Source organism: Mycolicibacterium vulneris, from assembly GCF_002104765.1.
Taxonomy (GTDB): domain Bacteria; phylum Actinomycetota; class Actinomycetes; order Mycobacteriales; family Mycobacteriaceae; genus Mycobacterium; species Mycobacterium vulneris.
In genome coordinates this window covers 24579-37641 of the sequence record NZ_NCXM01000010.1, presented here as the reverse complement: position 1 = coordinate 37641, position 13063 = coordinate 24579, and the positions used below count along the sequence as shown (strand labels likewise).

Below are 13063 nucleotides of genomic sequence, written 5' to 3'. Positions count from 1 at the left end.
GGGACGCGATGTGCAACATGCAGGAAGTGCGCTACTTATGACCGCCGAACCAGTCTCGGTTGAGCGGTCCAAGTACCGGCGGACGCCCTATCTGGTGGTGTCGACAGAACGGGCGGCGCGCAAGGACGTGTACGGGACTATCGGCGACAATGTCGTGCGTCAGGCCCAGCTACTGCGCGGGGAACGTGACTCCGACACCGTGATCGTGGCGTCGCACCCGATCGGCTCGCCGGCCTACCTGCCGTTCTTTCCCGAGTTGGCGCGGACCGGCCTGCATGTCATCGGCTGCGCGAATCGATACACGTTGGGCGACTCGGCGCTGCAGATGGAAAACCATCTCCTCGATGTCGGCGCCTGCGTGCGCGACGCCAGAGAACGGCTGGGATACCGCAAGGTTGTGTTGGCCGGGTGGAGTGGCGGCGGCTCACCGATGATGGGCTACCAGGCCGAAGCGGAAAAACCTAGCATCACCCAGACCGCGGCAGGGGAGCCGACGCCGCTGGCCGAAACCACGCTGACGCACGCCGACGGCGTGATGTTGCTGGCCGCCCCCCGCAGTCGCCATCGGCTGCTCACCGAATTCCTGGATGCCTCGGTTACCGACGAATTGGTGCCCGAGCGAAACCGAGACGCCGAGTTCGATCTCTACGATCCGGCCAACCCGAACCAACCGCCATACTCGGCCAATTTTCTGGCCGCATACCGGGACCGGCAACGTGAACGCAACCGTCGGATCACCGCGTTCGCTCAGGACAAGTTGGATGAATTTCGTCTGACCGGCCGCCCACACGCCGAGCACGCGTTTGTCGTACACGGCACCATGGCCGATCCTCGCTGGCTGGACCCCACCATCGAACCCAACGGACGCCGGCCTCGCTGGAGCTACCTCGGCGACCCCGAGATCGCCAATACCAGCCCGGGCGCGCTGATGCGCTTCACCACTGCGCGCAGTTGGCTATCCCAGTGGGGCCTGGACACCGCACAGGTCGACGCAGGCGACGCCGCACCAAGGGTGTCGGTCCCGATCCTCATGATGTGCAACGGCACCGACGACGCCGTGCCCACCAGCCATCAAGAGCAGGTGTTCGACGCGATCGGCCACCAGGACAAGGAACGCATCGACCTGGTCGACGCGAACCACTACTTCACCGGCAACGACCAGCGGTCGCACTTGTCAAAAGCCGCCGATCATGTCCACGACTGGATGCGGCGGCACGGCTTCGCCACTTCCTGACCGACCATTTCTGCTCCTACAGGAGGCCAACATGAATTTGAGCTTGATGTCGCTGGGGGATGTGGTCACCGATCCTGTCACCGGTGAAACCGAGACCGCGGCCGAACGGCATCGCGGCATCGTCGAAGCTGCCGTGGCAGCTGACAGCGTCGGTTTCCACGGCGTTCATATCGGCGAGCACCACGGACTGGAATACACGACGTCGGCACCGCCGGTGATCCTGTCGGCGATCGGAGAGCGCACCGAGCACCTGCGACTATCGACCGCGGTGACGCTGGCCGCGAACCTCGATCCGATACGGGTGGCCGAGGACTATGCGACCGTGGACGCGTTGTCAGGAGGGCGCTGCGAGGTGGTCGCTGGGCGCGGCAATTTCTTCGTCTCCACCTACACGCTGTTCGGCAACCGATTGGACGACTCCCACGAGCTCTTCGCCGAGAACATCGAACTGCTCACCCAGCTGTGGGCGGGCAAGAAGATCGACTGGCCCGGATCGCGCCACCGTGCGCCGATCGAGGACTTCGTGCTTCAACCCGCGCCGGTCGGCGCCGTACCGCTGTGGATCGGCGGTGGCGCCTCGGAATCGTCGCTCGAATTGGCCGCCCGACTCGGTCTCGATCTGATGCTGCCCTCGGCGTTCGGCAATCCGGAGATGTTCAAGCCGGTGGTCGAAAGCTACCTGGAAAAGTTCGCCTCGTGCGGCCACTCGCGTCAGCCCCGGGTCGGCGCCTGCTGGCATGTCAATGTCGCCGAAACCAGCCAGGCGGCCAGACAGCGGTGGGAACCGCGCTACCGCAACTACTTCGAGCTGATGAAAACCATCATCTGCAGGGTCAACCCGGACCCGCCGCCATTCATCAACAAGCCGTTCGACTTCGAATTCCTCACCACGCGTGGCCCCGCGATCGTGGGTAGTCCGGCAGAGGTCGCCGACCGGCTCAACACCTGGGCGCAGCTGTTGTCCAGCACCACCAACCTGATCTACATCGACATGGGTGGCCAGCCCGCGGGCGAATACCGTGAGATGGTCGAACTCATCGGTAGCGCGGTCATTCCGCAGCTTGACTGACGAGGCCGCAGGACGGAGATTATGAGCGTTCACCCCCTGGCTTCTGAGGCGGTCAGCTATCACAGCCGCAGCAGGCCCCACGCACCCGCGCTCGAGGACGTCACGACCGGAGAGGTCATGACGTGGCGCGCGCTCGACGAGGTGGTTGGAGGTCTGGCCGGCGCGCTCGCCGACGACCTGGGGGTTGCTCAGGGCGATCGGGTGGCCGTGCTGGCGAACAACGACCCTTGGGTGCTAGTTGTGCAGTTCGCCTGTATGCGACTCGGCGCGATCTTCGTCCCGCTGAACTTCCGGCTGGCTCGCCCGGAACTGGAATTCCTGTGCACTGATTCGGATCCGATCGTGTTGATCCACGACGCCGGCATGCGTGAGGTGGCTGTCGACATCGCGGCGGCAGCCGGGATCCCGCGGCTGGCATCCTTCCCCGGCGTCGTCGGAGCCGACGAGTCTGGCGTTCCAGCCGATTGCGCGTACGACATCGTCGCCGGCGCCGCGGCCGCCGCACCGAGAGCCGCCCGCCCGATAAGCCGCATCACCGATCCGGTGCAACTCCTCTACACCTCAGGAACGACCGGCCGGCCCAAAGCCGCGATCTGCACCCATCAGACGTTGCATTACCAGCTGCTGAACTCGGTGCAGCCCTACGGACTGTCGTCGTCCAGTCGTTATCTGGCGGTGTTGCCGTTCTTTCACGCGGCCGGTCTCAACAGCATGACGAATCCGGTGCTGGCACTGGGCGCAACGGTGGTGGTAGCACCCAGATTCGATCCGGTCGGAGTAGTCGAGTTGCTGGCTGACCGGGACAGAGGTTTCACGCATTTCTCCGGGGCGCCGGTCATGTATCAGATGATGAGTGCTGTTCCCGCATTCGCCGACGCTGACTTCAACCACATGGTGCACGGTCAGATTGGCGGCGGCTTCCTGAACTGGGAGGTCACCAAAGCCTTCCACGATCGTGGGTTGCCGCTGAGTGTCGGTTACGGTTCCACCGAGATGGGTCCGATCGTCAGCATCGTTCCGCCCACGGCCACGCTGACGAAGTTCGGCTCATGTGGACTTCCCGTGCAGTACACCGCTATTCGGATCGTCGGGCCCGACGGCGAGGACGTCGCGCCCGGCCAGACCGGTGAGGTTTGGGCGCACGGCCCGGCCGTCACCCCGGGTTACTGGCGCCGCGACCGCGACGACACCTCAGCATTCGCGGGTGAATGGTTCCGCACCGGAGATGCCCTCGTCCAAGACGAGGACGGATATTTGACGATGGTCGACCGCTATAAGGACATGTACAAGTCCGGAGGCGAGAACGTGTATCCGGCCGAGGTCGAGCGCGTCATTGCGGAGCATCCCGACGTCGCCGACGCCGCGGTCATCTCGATCGCTGACGAGCGCTGGGGCGAGGTCGGTCGCGCGCTTATCGTGCCGCGGCCCGGTGTGCAACTCGACGCGACGGCCATCGCCGAACACTGTCGGACCCGATTAGCCAAATACAAGGTGCCCGCCGACTTCCTGGTCGTGGAGCCGTTCGAACGCAACGTCACCGGCAAGATCCCGAAGGCCGAGCTGAAGCAGAAGTACGGCTCTGGACGTTCGACCGTGGCGTCGGCACAGCGGTGACGACCGAGTCCAACGAATCACCGCGACAATGTGGACCACTCCTTAGCGCGAGAGCCATGATGATGACACCGCCGTTGCGGTGCTCAGCAGCAGGTACGGCGTTTGGTTAAGCTGTCAGCAACATCGTGGGAGGAGCACGCATGGCTCGACCGAAGGTGGCGCTGATCTCGCGGCGGAAAGTCTTGGAGACGGCCCTGGCCATCATCGACGAAGATGGACTCGAAGGGCTCAGCATCCGTAGGTTAGCCGACGCCCTCGGAGTCAACGGAGCTTCCCTGTATCACCACTTCGACAACAAGGATGAAATCCTCATCGGCGCAGCGGAATTCGCGCTGGCTGATGTCCGCGCTCCGGAGGAATCTGACGACCACTGGCGGCATTGGCTGCCCGAAAATGCCCGGAAGTTGCGTGCCGCGCTACTCAAGCACCCCGCGTTGGTCCCGCTGATCGTCGGCAAACGCTCGCTCGGAATGGGAGCCCGCATGCTTGATACTTCGGCGCAGCGGTTGGTCGAGGAGGGCGTTCCGGGCGCGGCGGTGATGCCCTTGCTCGATGCTCTCGAGCTCTTCGCCATCGGCAGCGCCTTGCACGAAACGCAGGGATACACGCCCGAGAGTCGGCACGACATCGACGCCGATCAATATCCGGCGTTGGCCAAAGCATTGTCGGAACGTGGACTGTCCTTCGACGAGATCTACGACCTGGTCACCAACAGCATTCTGGACGCGATCGACACGGCGGTGAAGGAACGTCAGGCACGGTGGTTGCCTGCCGCCGAGCTCGGTAAGCGCGCCTAGCGTCACCGACCAACGAATGCGGGTTTGGCGCCCGGCCCTTGCGACAGCATGGTCTCTAGCCCGATCGCCGCGTCCTCGCTGATGAGAACGGGTCCGGCCAGATCCGGGGTGATGTCGTCGGCGGCGGCCACGCCGCGATCGCGGGCCACGGCGATGATCTGTTTCGCAATCGCTGTCGCGACGGTGGGGCCCGCGGCCAATTCATCGGCGAAGGCGCGGGCCTGGGTGAGGAGCTGGTCGGATGGCAGGACCTCGTCGACGACACCCCACTCGCGCAATCGCGACGAGTCGTAGGTCCGTCCGGTGCAGACCATCTCGGTGGCTCGTGCCACGCCGGCGCGCGCGACCAGGCGTTGGGTGCCGCCCGCCGCCGGCGTGATGCCAACGGTAGCCTCGACCAGGCCCATCCTGACGTTCTCGGCCGACCAGATGAAGTCGCATGCCAACGCCAGTTCCAGACCGATCGTGAGGTTGAGCGCGTGGACGACCGCCACCGTCGGTATGGGCAGTTGCTCGATCCGGCGGATCAACGTGAGTAGGCGCCTGCTGAAATCCGTGCCGGCCCGGTCGTCCATGACGGTGAATTCCTGGACCCGAACCCCAGCGCAGAAAACCTTGCCCTCGGCGCGCAGCAACAGAGCCCGGATGTCGCTGGGCAGCTGGCCGAGGATCGCCTCGAACGCCTCGGCCACGTGTGGGGTGAACAAGTTCAGCTTGGGCGTTGCCCAGATGATCTCTGCGACGTTGCCGTGGCGCTCGAGTCGAAGGTCCCCGTGCCGGACTGTCATCCGTGCAGCTTATCGACGTACCCCCGCCTAATCAAGCAGCGATTGGTATTTGGCGTGGACCTTCAATATCCAACGGTGAATCGTCGGCGCGGATATTGGGACTTCTCCACCTCGTCCGCCACGGCGACGGCGAGGTCGGCGGCGGAGATGCGCGAGGCGCCGGCCTCGTCGACGATGAGATCGTCGTAGGCGGTTCGGTAGCTGGCCGTGCGCGGCCCGTCGAACTCGATAGCGAGGGGCGGCGAGACCACGGTCCACACGAGGTCCTCGGGGGCATCGTCGATCAGATCATGCAGCGCCGCACGAAATCCCAGTGACTCTCGCTTGGCGACTTCGGGAAAGCTTGGCGTGTCGACCACGTCGACACCTGAGGCCGTTCGGAGGCTACCCGCACCGCCGAGCGCAATGAGGCGGGCGCCCGCGCGGCCGGCGGCGTGGGCGGCGCGACGTATCAGCGTCACGGGTGTCCGCTCACGCTGGGCGTCGTCACGCAGCGCCACCGAGCAGAGCACGACTTCGGTGCCCTGCGCAGCGTCGTCGAGGAATGCGCCGTCGAAGACGTCTCCGATCCGGTGATGTAGGGACGCGTCAGCTGGGGGCAGTCGCGATCCGTCGCGAACCACCGCGGTCACCTGGTGGCCACGCTCCCGCAACTCATCGCGGATCGGCGCACCGACCTTCCCGGTCGCCCCTAACAGCAGCACATGCATCAGACGCTCCATTCTGTCCAGCGATTGCTTGCGATCCTCACCTAACGACGTTAGATTAGTGATGGCTCGAATCACAATGCCCCTGCGCGGCCGCACATCCGCGAGGGCGCACAGCGGCGAATGTGGCATCTGCCTCGGTCGGCTTCCGCGCTGCCCCCTTGAATGACTCGCGGTGAGGAGTACTCGATGACCACCGATGTCCCGGGGAGCGTTCGCTGCCCAGCGATCGACTACGACTTCGCCGACCCAACCGTGCAGTCCCACTTGCATGAAACCCTTGCGACGATTCGGCAGAACTGCCCGGTCGGGTGGAGTGAGCAATACGGTGGTTTCTGGCTGCTCGCCACCTATGACGATGTGCTCGAGGTGGCGCGCGACCACCAGCGCTACACCACTACTGCAGGCATCATGATCCCGCCAACAGGTGCATCGATGCCGGTCGTCCCGGCAGAACTCGACCCGCCGGAGCACACCCCGTACCGCAAACTGGTCATGCCGTTTTTCACCGCCCCCGCCGTCGCGGCTCTGGAGCCGCAGCTACGCGAGATAGTTCGGGACTGCATAGCGGCGTTCTCGGCCGATGGGCATACCGATCTCGTGCAATCTGTGGCAGAGATCGTGCCGTCGCTGGCGATCGGCCTTGCGCTGGGACTCCCGCGCGAGGATTGGTCGATGGCGCGCCGCCTGACCGGAAATTTCCTGTCGACGGCGAAGGTGGGCATCGAGGCGAAAAGAGCGGCGGCCAAGGAGCTGGAAGATTGGCTCGAAGAACTGATCCGCAACAGGCGTGCCAACCCGACCGACGACACACTCAGCAAACTCGTGAACGCCCGCATCGACGGTGCAGAGATCCCGCCGCAGATCGCCCTGGGCATGGTGCAACTGACGGTGTTGGCCGGACACGAGACGACCGTCCACGGCATCGGCAGCATGTTATTCCGGGTTGCCGCCGAGCCCGGTCTCAAGGACCGCCTAGTCAGCGACCCCGCCTTGATGAAAGCCACGGTGCACGAGTCGCTGCGCATCGACCCGCCGATCATCCACATGGCCCGCACCGTCGTCGACGACCACGATCGAGCGGGGGCATTGCTACACCGCGGTGACAAGGTGATGCTCAATTTCGGTGCGGCCAACCGCGACCCGGCAAAATTCAGCGAACCGTTCTCCTTCAACATCGATCGCACGCCGAACCCCCACCTCACCTTCGGGTCCGGGCGTCACAGGTGCCTCGGCGAGCACCTCGCGGTGACGGAGATGTTGATCGTCCTCGAGGAGATCCTCGCGACCATTCCCGACTACCGATTGTCCGACGAGGGCGGGCCGACCGATATTGAATGGCGGGGAGGCGGCAATACCCGGGGGCCCGCGAAGCTAGAGGTGCTCTTCACGCCGGTCCCGCGATGAGCGGCTACGAGCATGTGCTGAGCTCGACACACATCGGGCCCGTATTGCTGCGCAATCGGGTGGTCCGTACCTCCCAGGGCAGCGGGCTGGCGGTGAACCAGTTGGTGAGTGACGACATGATCGCGTTCTTGCTGGCTCGGGCCCGTGGTGGGGTAGCGCTCGCATTCGCCGATATCGCGCAGATCCACTGGAGTTCGCCGGCAATGCTCGATTTGACCAGCGACCGCGTCCTGCCGGGTCTGACAAAGCTCACCACTGCCGTGCATGCCGAGGGCATGAAGCTATTTCAGCAGATCTGGCATGGCGGTCCGACCCAGCTGACCCTGGATAGCTCAGCGCCGTGGGCCGCGTCGCACGTTTCCGATCCGGGCCTCGGGATGCTGCCTGTGCCGATGACCCGCATGATGATGGACGAGTTGACCGAAGCCTTCGTCACGTCCGCGCTGCGCGCGCGCGAAGGGGGGATTGACGGCATCGAACTGCACGCCGGACATGGCTACCTCTTCTCGAGCTTTCTCTCCCCGGCGACCAACCTGCGCGATGACGACTACGGCGGGTCATTGGAAAATCGGTCCCGATATCTCGTGGAGGTTCTCCGCGCGGTCCGTACCGCGGTCGGACGGGACTATCCCGTTGGACTGCGGATGTCTCCCGACGGTCCGGAGGACCAAACGACACCGTCGCACCTCATCACGCTCATCTCGATGCTGGAGCGTGAGTCCCTGGTCGATTTCTGGGACGTGTCGCTGGGATCGCATTACGCGCGCGACCTGCTGATCGGCGCCGCGCATCAACCACCCGGATACATGCTGCCTGTCAGCGAACGGATGACCCGAGTGACAACGCTGCCGACGATCGTCGCCGGTCGAATCGCCACTTTGCGACAGGCCGATCAGATAGTGGCTTCCGGCGTGGGAGATCTCGTCGCCATGGTTCGCGCCACCCTCGCCGAGCCCGAGCTCATAACCAAGACGGTAAGCGGTCGCGGCGCCGAGATACGCCCGTGTATCGCGTGTTTGCAGAGCTGTGCGGGCGGACTCAACACCCGCGGTCGCGCCATGTGCACGGTCAACCCCGCTGCCGGTCGAGAGCTGACCCACGACGACGGCACCATCGTGCGCCACGCGCCAGGCCTGAGGGTAGTTGTGATCGGCGGTGGCCCGTCCGGCATGGAAGCGGCCCGCAGCGCGGCCATTGCCGGTCACCGCGTGACTCTGTTGGAAAGGGACGACGCACTGGGCGGACAGCTCCGGCTGGTGCCGTCCACCCGGCCGGAGATCGCAAGTTTGCTCGATTTCTACGAGCACCAGATGCGCTTGCATGCCATCGATGTGCGGCTACGGACTTCTGCTGACACCCAGACGGTGCGGCGCATGGGGCCGGACGCCGTGATCGTCGCTACCGGCATCACGCCCCGCCGTGACGGATTCCAGACTTTGCAGCCACGCCTGCCGCTTCCCGGGATCAGCACGGTCAGCGTCCACACCGGTTGGGACGTGCTGCGCGGAGCCAGTCTCGGGGACACGGTGTTGATGCTCGACGAGATCGGCCATTATGAGAGCACTGACGTCGCACAACAGCTCGTCGACAGCGGCCGTCGCGTCCTCATGGTCAGCCGTTATTCGCTGGTAGCGGCGAACCTGGAAATGCGGTGGGAAATGGTTGGTAGCCCGCTTCTAGCGAAGCTTTTGAAGGGCGACTTCACGTTCTTCCCGCGAACGGTGATCCACCGACTGTCACCCGGTTCTGCCGAGGTGGCCTGTTTCGAGGCCCCGCAACGAGTGCAGCAACTTGCTTTCGACGATGTGGTCTTCATGAGCGGAGGGACACCAGATCGGGCCTTTCAGCAGGAACTGGTCGGAATTTGCCCCATAGTTCGGGTGATCGGCGACGCAAGCTCACCGCGCCGGCTGGAGGTGGCGGTGGTCGAGGGGCGGCAGTCCGTCGACTCCCTTCACCCAGACTGGATTAGGCCAGTCGCGCGATACGGCTGGGGTGGAAGTGCCACTTAAGCGGTCTCGTCGGGCAGCGTCACTCAGATCGCCGACGGGCGCTGGAGCGAGCGCGGGCGCCGGTCGGTCGTGCCGATGTCGGCGCACGCTTAGCAGAGCGTTGCGTTGCCGGTGCGGATGTCTTGGTCGCCGAGGTGAGACCACTTCGGACCAAAAGTTGCGCGTTGGCCACAATGGCGTCGACGGATCCGCGGCGAGGGTCCCACCATTCCGCAGTCCAGTTCATCGCTCCCATCACCAAGAATCGGGCCAACTGCGGATCCAACTCGGGATTGACTTCACCCTCTGCGACAGCGTCGGCGAACAGACCCTGCCAAATCCGTCCGTAGGCGGCCTCCTCCTTCTTCTGCCGCTTGCTGAGCCGGGTGGGAATCTGTCCTGAGTTCCGGATCGACGCGGTGGTGTAGTCGGAGAGTTCGAGCGCGTGCCGCAGGTGAGCTTCGACCGCGACCATGATCCGATCCAGGGGCGCTGTGCCGGCCGGCAGTGCGTCCAGCGTGGTCCGTAGGTGCGTCCGCATATCGTGGATCCCGCAATACATCACCTCCTCGATCAGATCCTCCCGGGATGGGAAGTAGTAGTAGATCGCCGGTGCCTGTATCTCGGCGTAATCCGCTACATCTGTCAGCCGCGTCCCAGCGAAACCTTTGACGCTGAGCACACGGGCGGCTGCGTCGAGAATTCGCGCACGCGTCCGTTGCGACTTCGAGTTTGCGCTGTCAGTGTCGGACTTCGTAGAAGGCGGGTTTCTAGGCACGGTTCAATAGTATTCAACACAAGTTGTAGGTTGCGCCGCCTTTCCGGCCACCAAGCACAAAGCATCAGCAAGAACCCTGCGGCAATGCCGCGCTCTTCTTGCTAACCGCAGCAACGAGCGGATGTCTCGAAGTCGATGGCCTGAAGAGCCTGGGCGACGACATGGAGCCTGGCTTCAACCCCGCGAGACCCGACGGATGTGCCGCTGATATGGACATCGATCGGTGAGACCGAAGCAGTACGCCATCACTCGAGGGAGGGCTCGCATCATGATTAATGATGCTGGTCGAACGATTTTGGTCGTGAACAAGAATCGCCGATGTCAACGCGATTGGCCCAGCTCCAGTGGCCGAGTCATGCACTGCGTCCTGAACTTCGCTAGAAATCTAATCTTGTGTCAAAATTCCGGCCTTTAATCTAGAATCTAATCTCATGTCAAAAATAGGTGAGGGAGCGAGTCCCTCGGTCGTCGCGCTGGACGGCCGGGCCGGCCTTAGCCGTGAGGTGCTTGGAAGCAAGGGGTACGGCATCGATGCGATGCGACGGCAGGGATTGCCGGTGCCGCCAGCATTTTGTATCACGACCAGCGTGTGCGCGGAATTTTTCGCCGGTCGCACTCAGTGCATCGACCGGCTGTGGGCCGAAGTATGTGAGCAAGTCCGGGGGCTCGAGAATCAGACGTCTCGCACTTTTGGCCGCGGCCCACGGCCGATGTTGGTTAGCGTGCGCAGCGGAGCCGCTCTATCGATGCCCGGGATGATGGACACCGTGCTCGACCTCGGGATCAACGATGACGTCGAGAAGGCACTCGCATTCGCCGCTTCCGCTGAATTCGCCCGCGACACTCGCCAACGCTTTAATGAGATGTACCGGCGCATCGTGCTGGGAGGAGACCCACAGGTCGAGGTACCGGCGGATCCGTGGGAGCAACTGCGGGGAGCGATCGAAGCCGTCTTTGCCTCATGGAATAGCCCCCGGGCCGTCACGTACCGAAAACACCATGGCCTGGATGCCGACGCAGGAACAGCAGTTGTCGTGCAAGCCATGGTGTTTGGCAATCTCGCACGCGATTCAGGTACCGGGGTGCTGTTCTCGCGCAATCCAATCACCGGAGCCGACGAACCATTCGGTGAGTGGCTGGCCAATGGCCAAGGTGAGGACGTCGTCTCAGGCAACGTCGATGTCGAACCTATTGCGGCGTTGCGGGATGAGCAGCCCGCTGTCTACGACCAACTCATGATCGCGGCGCAGACCCTGGAGCGGCTCGCCGCAGACGTCCAGGACATCGAATTCACCGTGGAGGAGGGCAAACTGTGGCTGCTTCAGACTCGGGCGGCCAAACGGTCCGCTCAGGCTGCGGTACGGCTGGCGCTGCGGTTGCGCCACGAAGAGCTGATCGACGATGCGGAGGCACTGCGCCGTGTGACACCGGGCCAGATCGAGACGCTTCTCTCACCGGCGCTTCTCCCTGAAACCCGTTTAGCCGCACCACTATTAGCACGCGGACTGCCGGCGTGCCCCGGCGTGGTATCGGGTAAAGCCTATTCCGACGTCGACGAGGCACTCGATGCTGCCGAGGAGGGGGAAGATGTGATCCTGGTGCGTGCAGCCACCAGCCCCGACGACGTCCAGGGCATGCTGGCTGCCCGGGGAATCGTCACGGAGACGGGTGGCGCAACATCGCACGCCGCGGTGGTGAGCCGCGAGATAGGCAGACCGGCCGTCGTCGGATGCGGAGACGGGGTCGTCGCAGAGCTCGAGGGCAAGCTGATAACGGTTGATGGGGCCGAGGGTGAGGTGCGCGAGGGGATCCTGGAACTCACCGCGTGGTCCGAGACCGATTCCCCGGATCTTGCTGAGCTAGCCGAGATCGCGCGCCGCGTCAGCCCGATTCGCGGCCATGCGGTGGGCGATTACCCGGTGCTTACCGATTCGTCTCCATCAGCGGTGGCGAAGGCGCTTGCTGCCGGCCTCACCGACGTCGTCTCCCCGCACCCGCTCATCATCATGTTGGTCGCGCACCAACTCGACAACAACACAAAGGTACTGACCGATGTCTGATTTGACTGTCCTGCAAGCGATCCGCCTCAAGGGTCGGGTGCGTGAGCCGGATTTGATCGCCACCGTCGGTGAAGATCCTGCCGCGGTCGCATCGACTCTGGCGCAGCTGATTTCAGAGGGTCTCGTCATCGAGGGAAAGACTGTCCGGATCAGTCCCGAGGGACGCGAGCGGCTTAACGCTCTTCTGGCTGAGGAGCGGTCGGGCGTCGACCAAGATGTACTGGCCAGCATCTACGACAGTTTCCGTGACGCCAACAACGAGTTCAAAGCTCTCATAACAGACTGGCAGATCAAGGACGGCCAACCGAACTCGCACGACGACCTCGACTACGACGCAGCTGTGATTGCGCGTCTCGATGACGTCCATCGAATGGTACGACCCGTCATCGATTCTGCTGCGACATATCTGAGTCGGCTGAACGCGTACGCCGACAAACTCGAGTCGGCCTTGGCGAAGGTCAAAGCCGGCGATACCAGTTGGTTGGCCAGGCCGATCGTCGACTCCTACCACACCGTATGGTTTGAACTGCATCAGGAATTCATCGAGGCCTCAGGTCTCACCCGTGAGGATGAGGCACGCGCCGGGCACGCCAGCTAAACGCGTCGCGTAGTCGGGCT

General features: G+C 63.8%; 11 protein-coding genes. 8 read left to right on the top strand and 3 right to left on the bottom strand.

Annotation, left to right across the window (positions count from 1 at the left end; translation table 11 throughout):
* The first annotated feature begins 37 nt into the window (after positions 1 to 37).
* The 4 genes from B8W69_RS11355 to B8W69_RS11340 all read left to right on the top strand — a co-directional run bounded on the left by B8W69_RS11355 (position 38) and on the right by B8W69_RS11340 (position 4714).
* Complete coding sequence (locus B8W69_RS11355) at positions 38 to 1234, top strand: alpha/beta hydrolase (protein WP_085289919.1); 1197 nt, start codon at positions 38 to 40, stop codon at positions 1232 to 1234.
* A gap of 31 nt (positions 1235 to 1265) precedes the next feature.
* Positions 1266 to 2303 carry an LLM class flavin-dependent oxidoreductase gene (locus B8W69_RS11350; protein WP_085289918.1) on the top strand — a complete coding sequence of 346 codons (1038 nt, stop codon included), beginning with the start codon at positions 1266 to 1268 and terminating at the stop codon, positions 2301 to 2303.
* A 21-nt stretch (positions 2304 to 2324) separates the two neighbouring features.
* On the top strand, positions 2325 to 3917 hold the full coding sequence (locus B8W69_RS11345) for an AMP-binding protein (protein ID WP_085289917.1): 1593 nt from the start codon (positions 2325 to 2327) through the stop codon (positions 3915 to 3917).
* A gap of 140 nt (positions 3918 to 4057) precedes the next feature.
* Positions 4058 to 4714 carry a TetR family transcriptional regulator gene (locus B8W69_RS11340; RefSeq protein ID WP_014711274.1) on the top strand — a complete coding sequence of 219 codons (657 nt, stop codon included), beginning with the start codon at positions 4058 to 4060 and terminating at the stop codon, positions 4712 to 4714.
* A 2-nt stretch (positions 4715 to 4716) separates the two neighbouring features.
* Here B8W69_RS11340 and B8W69_RS11335 read toward each other — a convergent pair whose 3' ends face one another.
* Positions 4717 to 5502, bottom strand: coding sequence for an enoyl-CoA hydratase/isomerase family protein (locus tag B8W69_RS11335; RefSeq protein WP_085289916.1), 786 nt, complete (start codon positions 5500 to 5502; stop codon positions 4717 to 4719).
* 62 nt (positions 5503 to 5564) lie between these two features.
* Positions 5565 to 6212, bottom strand: a complete 648-nt coding sequence (locus B8W69_RS11330) for an NAD(P)-dependent oxidoreductase (protein WP_245843204.1) — start codon at positions 6210 to 6212, stop codon at positions 5565 to 5567.
* A gap of 186 nt (positions 6213 to 6398) precedes the next feature.
* Between B8W69_RS11330 and B8W69_RS11325 the strand changes: the two genes are divergently transcribed.
* A complete protein-coding gene (locus B8W69_RS11325) occupies positions 6399 to 7616 on the top strand; it encodes a cytochrome P450 (protein WP_085290049.1) in 1218 nt (405 codons plus the stop codon).
* On the top strand, positions 7613 to 9628 hold the full coding sequence (locus B8W69_RS11320; RefSeq protein WP_085289914.1) for an oxidoreductase: 2016 nt from the start codon (positions 7613 to 7615) through the stop codon (positions 9626 to 9628). The genes B8W69_RS11325 and B8W69_RS11320 overlap by 4 nt, the downstream gene beginning before the upstream one ends.
* A 19-nt stretch (positions 9629 to 9647) precedes the next feature.
* Here the strand turns inward: B8W69_RS11320 and B8W69_RS11315 are convergent, their stop codons facing one another.
* Positions 9648 to 10385, bottom strand: a complete 738-nt coding sequence (locus B8W69_RS11315; RefSeq protein WP_245843203.1) for a TetR/AcrR family transcriptional regulator — start codon at positions 10383 to 10385, stop codon at positions 9648 to 9650.
* 431 nt (positions 10386 to 10816) lie between these two features.
* Here B8W69_RS11315 and B8W69_RS11310 point away from each other — a divergent pair, with 431 nt between their 5' ends.
* Together B8W69_RS11310 and B8W69_RS11305 are read left to right on the top strand one after the other, a co-directional pair.
* Positions 10817 to 12445 (top strand): pyruvate, phosphate dikinase, encoded by a 1629-nt coding sequence (locus tag B8W69_RS11310; RefSeq protein ID WP_085289913.1) that lies wholly within the window; start codon positions 10817 to 10819, stop codon positions 12443 to 12445.
* Complete coding sequence (locus tag B8W69_RS11305; RefSeq protein ID WP_085289912.1) at positions 12438 to 13043, top strand: MarR family transcriptional regulator; 606 nt, start codon at positions 12438 to 12440, stop codon at positions 13041 to 13043. Before B8W69_RS11310 ends, B8W69_RS11305 begins: the two co-directional genes overlap by 8 nt.
* The last annotated feature ends 20 nt before the right edge of the window (positions 13044 to 13063 follow it).

Coding starts and splice junctions, on each gene's coding strand:
- B8W69_RS11305 (WP_085289912.1), top strand. CDS start 12,438: ATGTCTGATTTGACTGTCCTGCAAGCGATCCGCCTCAAGGGTCGGGTG.
- B8W69_RS11335 (WP_085289916.1), bottom strand. CDS start 5,502: ATGACAGTCCGGCACGGGGACCTTCGACTCGAGCGCCACGGCAACGTC.
- B8W69_RS11330 (WP_245843204.1), bottom strand. CDS start 6,212: ATGCATGTGCTGCTGTTAGGGGCGACCGGGAAGGTCGGTGCGCCGATC.
- B8W69_RS11345 (WP_085289917.1), top strand. CDS start 2,325: ATGAGCGTTCACCCCCTGGCTTCTGAGGCGGTCAGCTATCACAGCCGC.
- B8W69_RS11325 (WP_085290049.1), top strand. CDS start 6,399: ATGACCACCGATGTCCCGGGGAGCGTTCGCTGCCCAGCGATCGACTAC.
- B8W69_RS11310 (WP_085289913.1), top strand. CDS start 10,817: ATGTCAAAAATAGGTGAGGGAGCGAGTCCCTCGGTCGTCGCGCTGGAC.
- B8W69_RS11355 (WP_085289919.1), top strand. CDS start 38: ATGACCGCCGAACCAGTCTCGGTTGAGCGGTCCAAGTACCGGCGGACG.
- B8W69_RS11320 (WP_085289914.1), top strand. CDS start 7,613: ATGAGCGGCTACGAGCATGTGCTGAGCTCGACACACATCGGGCCCGTA.
- B8W69_RS11340 (WP_014711274.1), top strand. CDS start 4,058: ATGGCTCGACCGAAGGTGGCGCTGATCTCGCGGCGGAAAGTCTTGGAG.
- B8W69_RS11350 (WP_085289918.1), top strand. CDS start 1,266: ATGAATTTGAGCTTGATGTCGCTGGGGGATGTGGTCACCGATCCTGTC.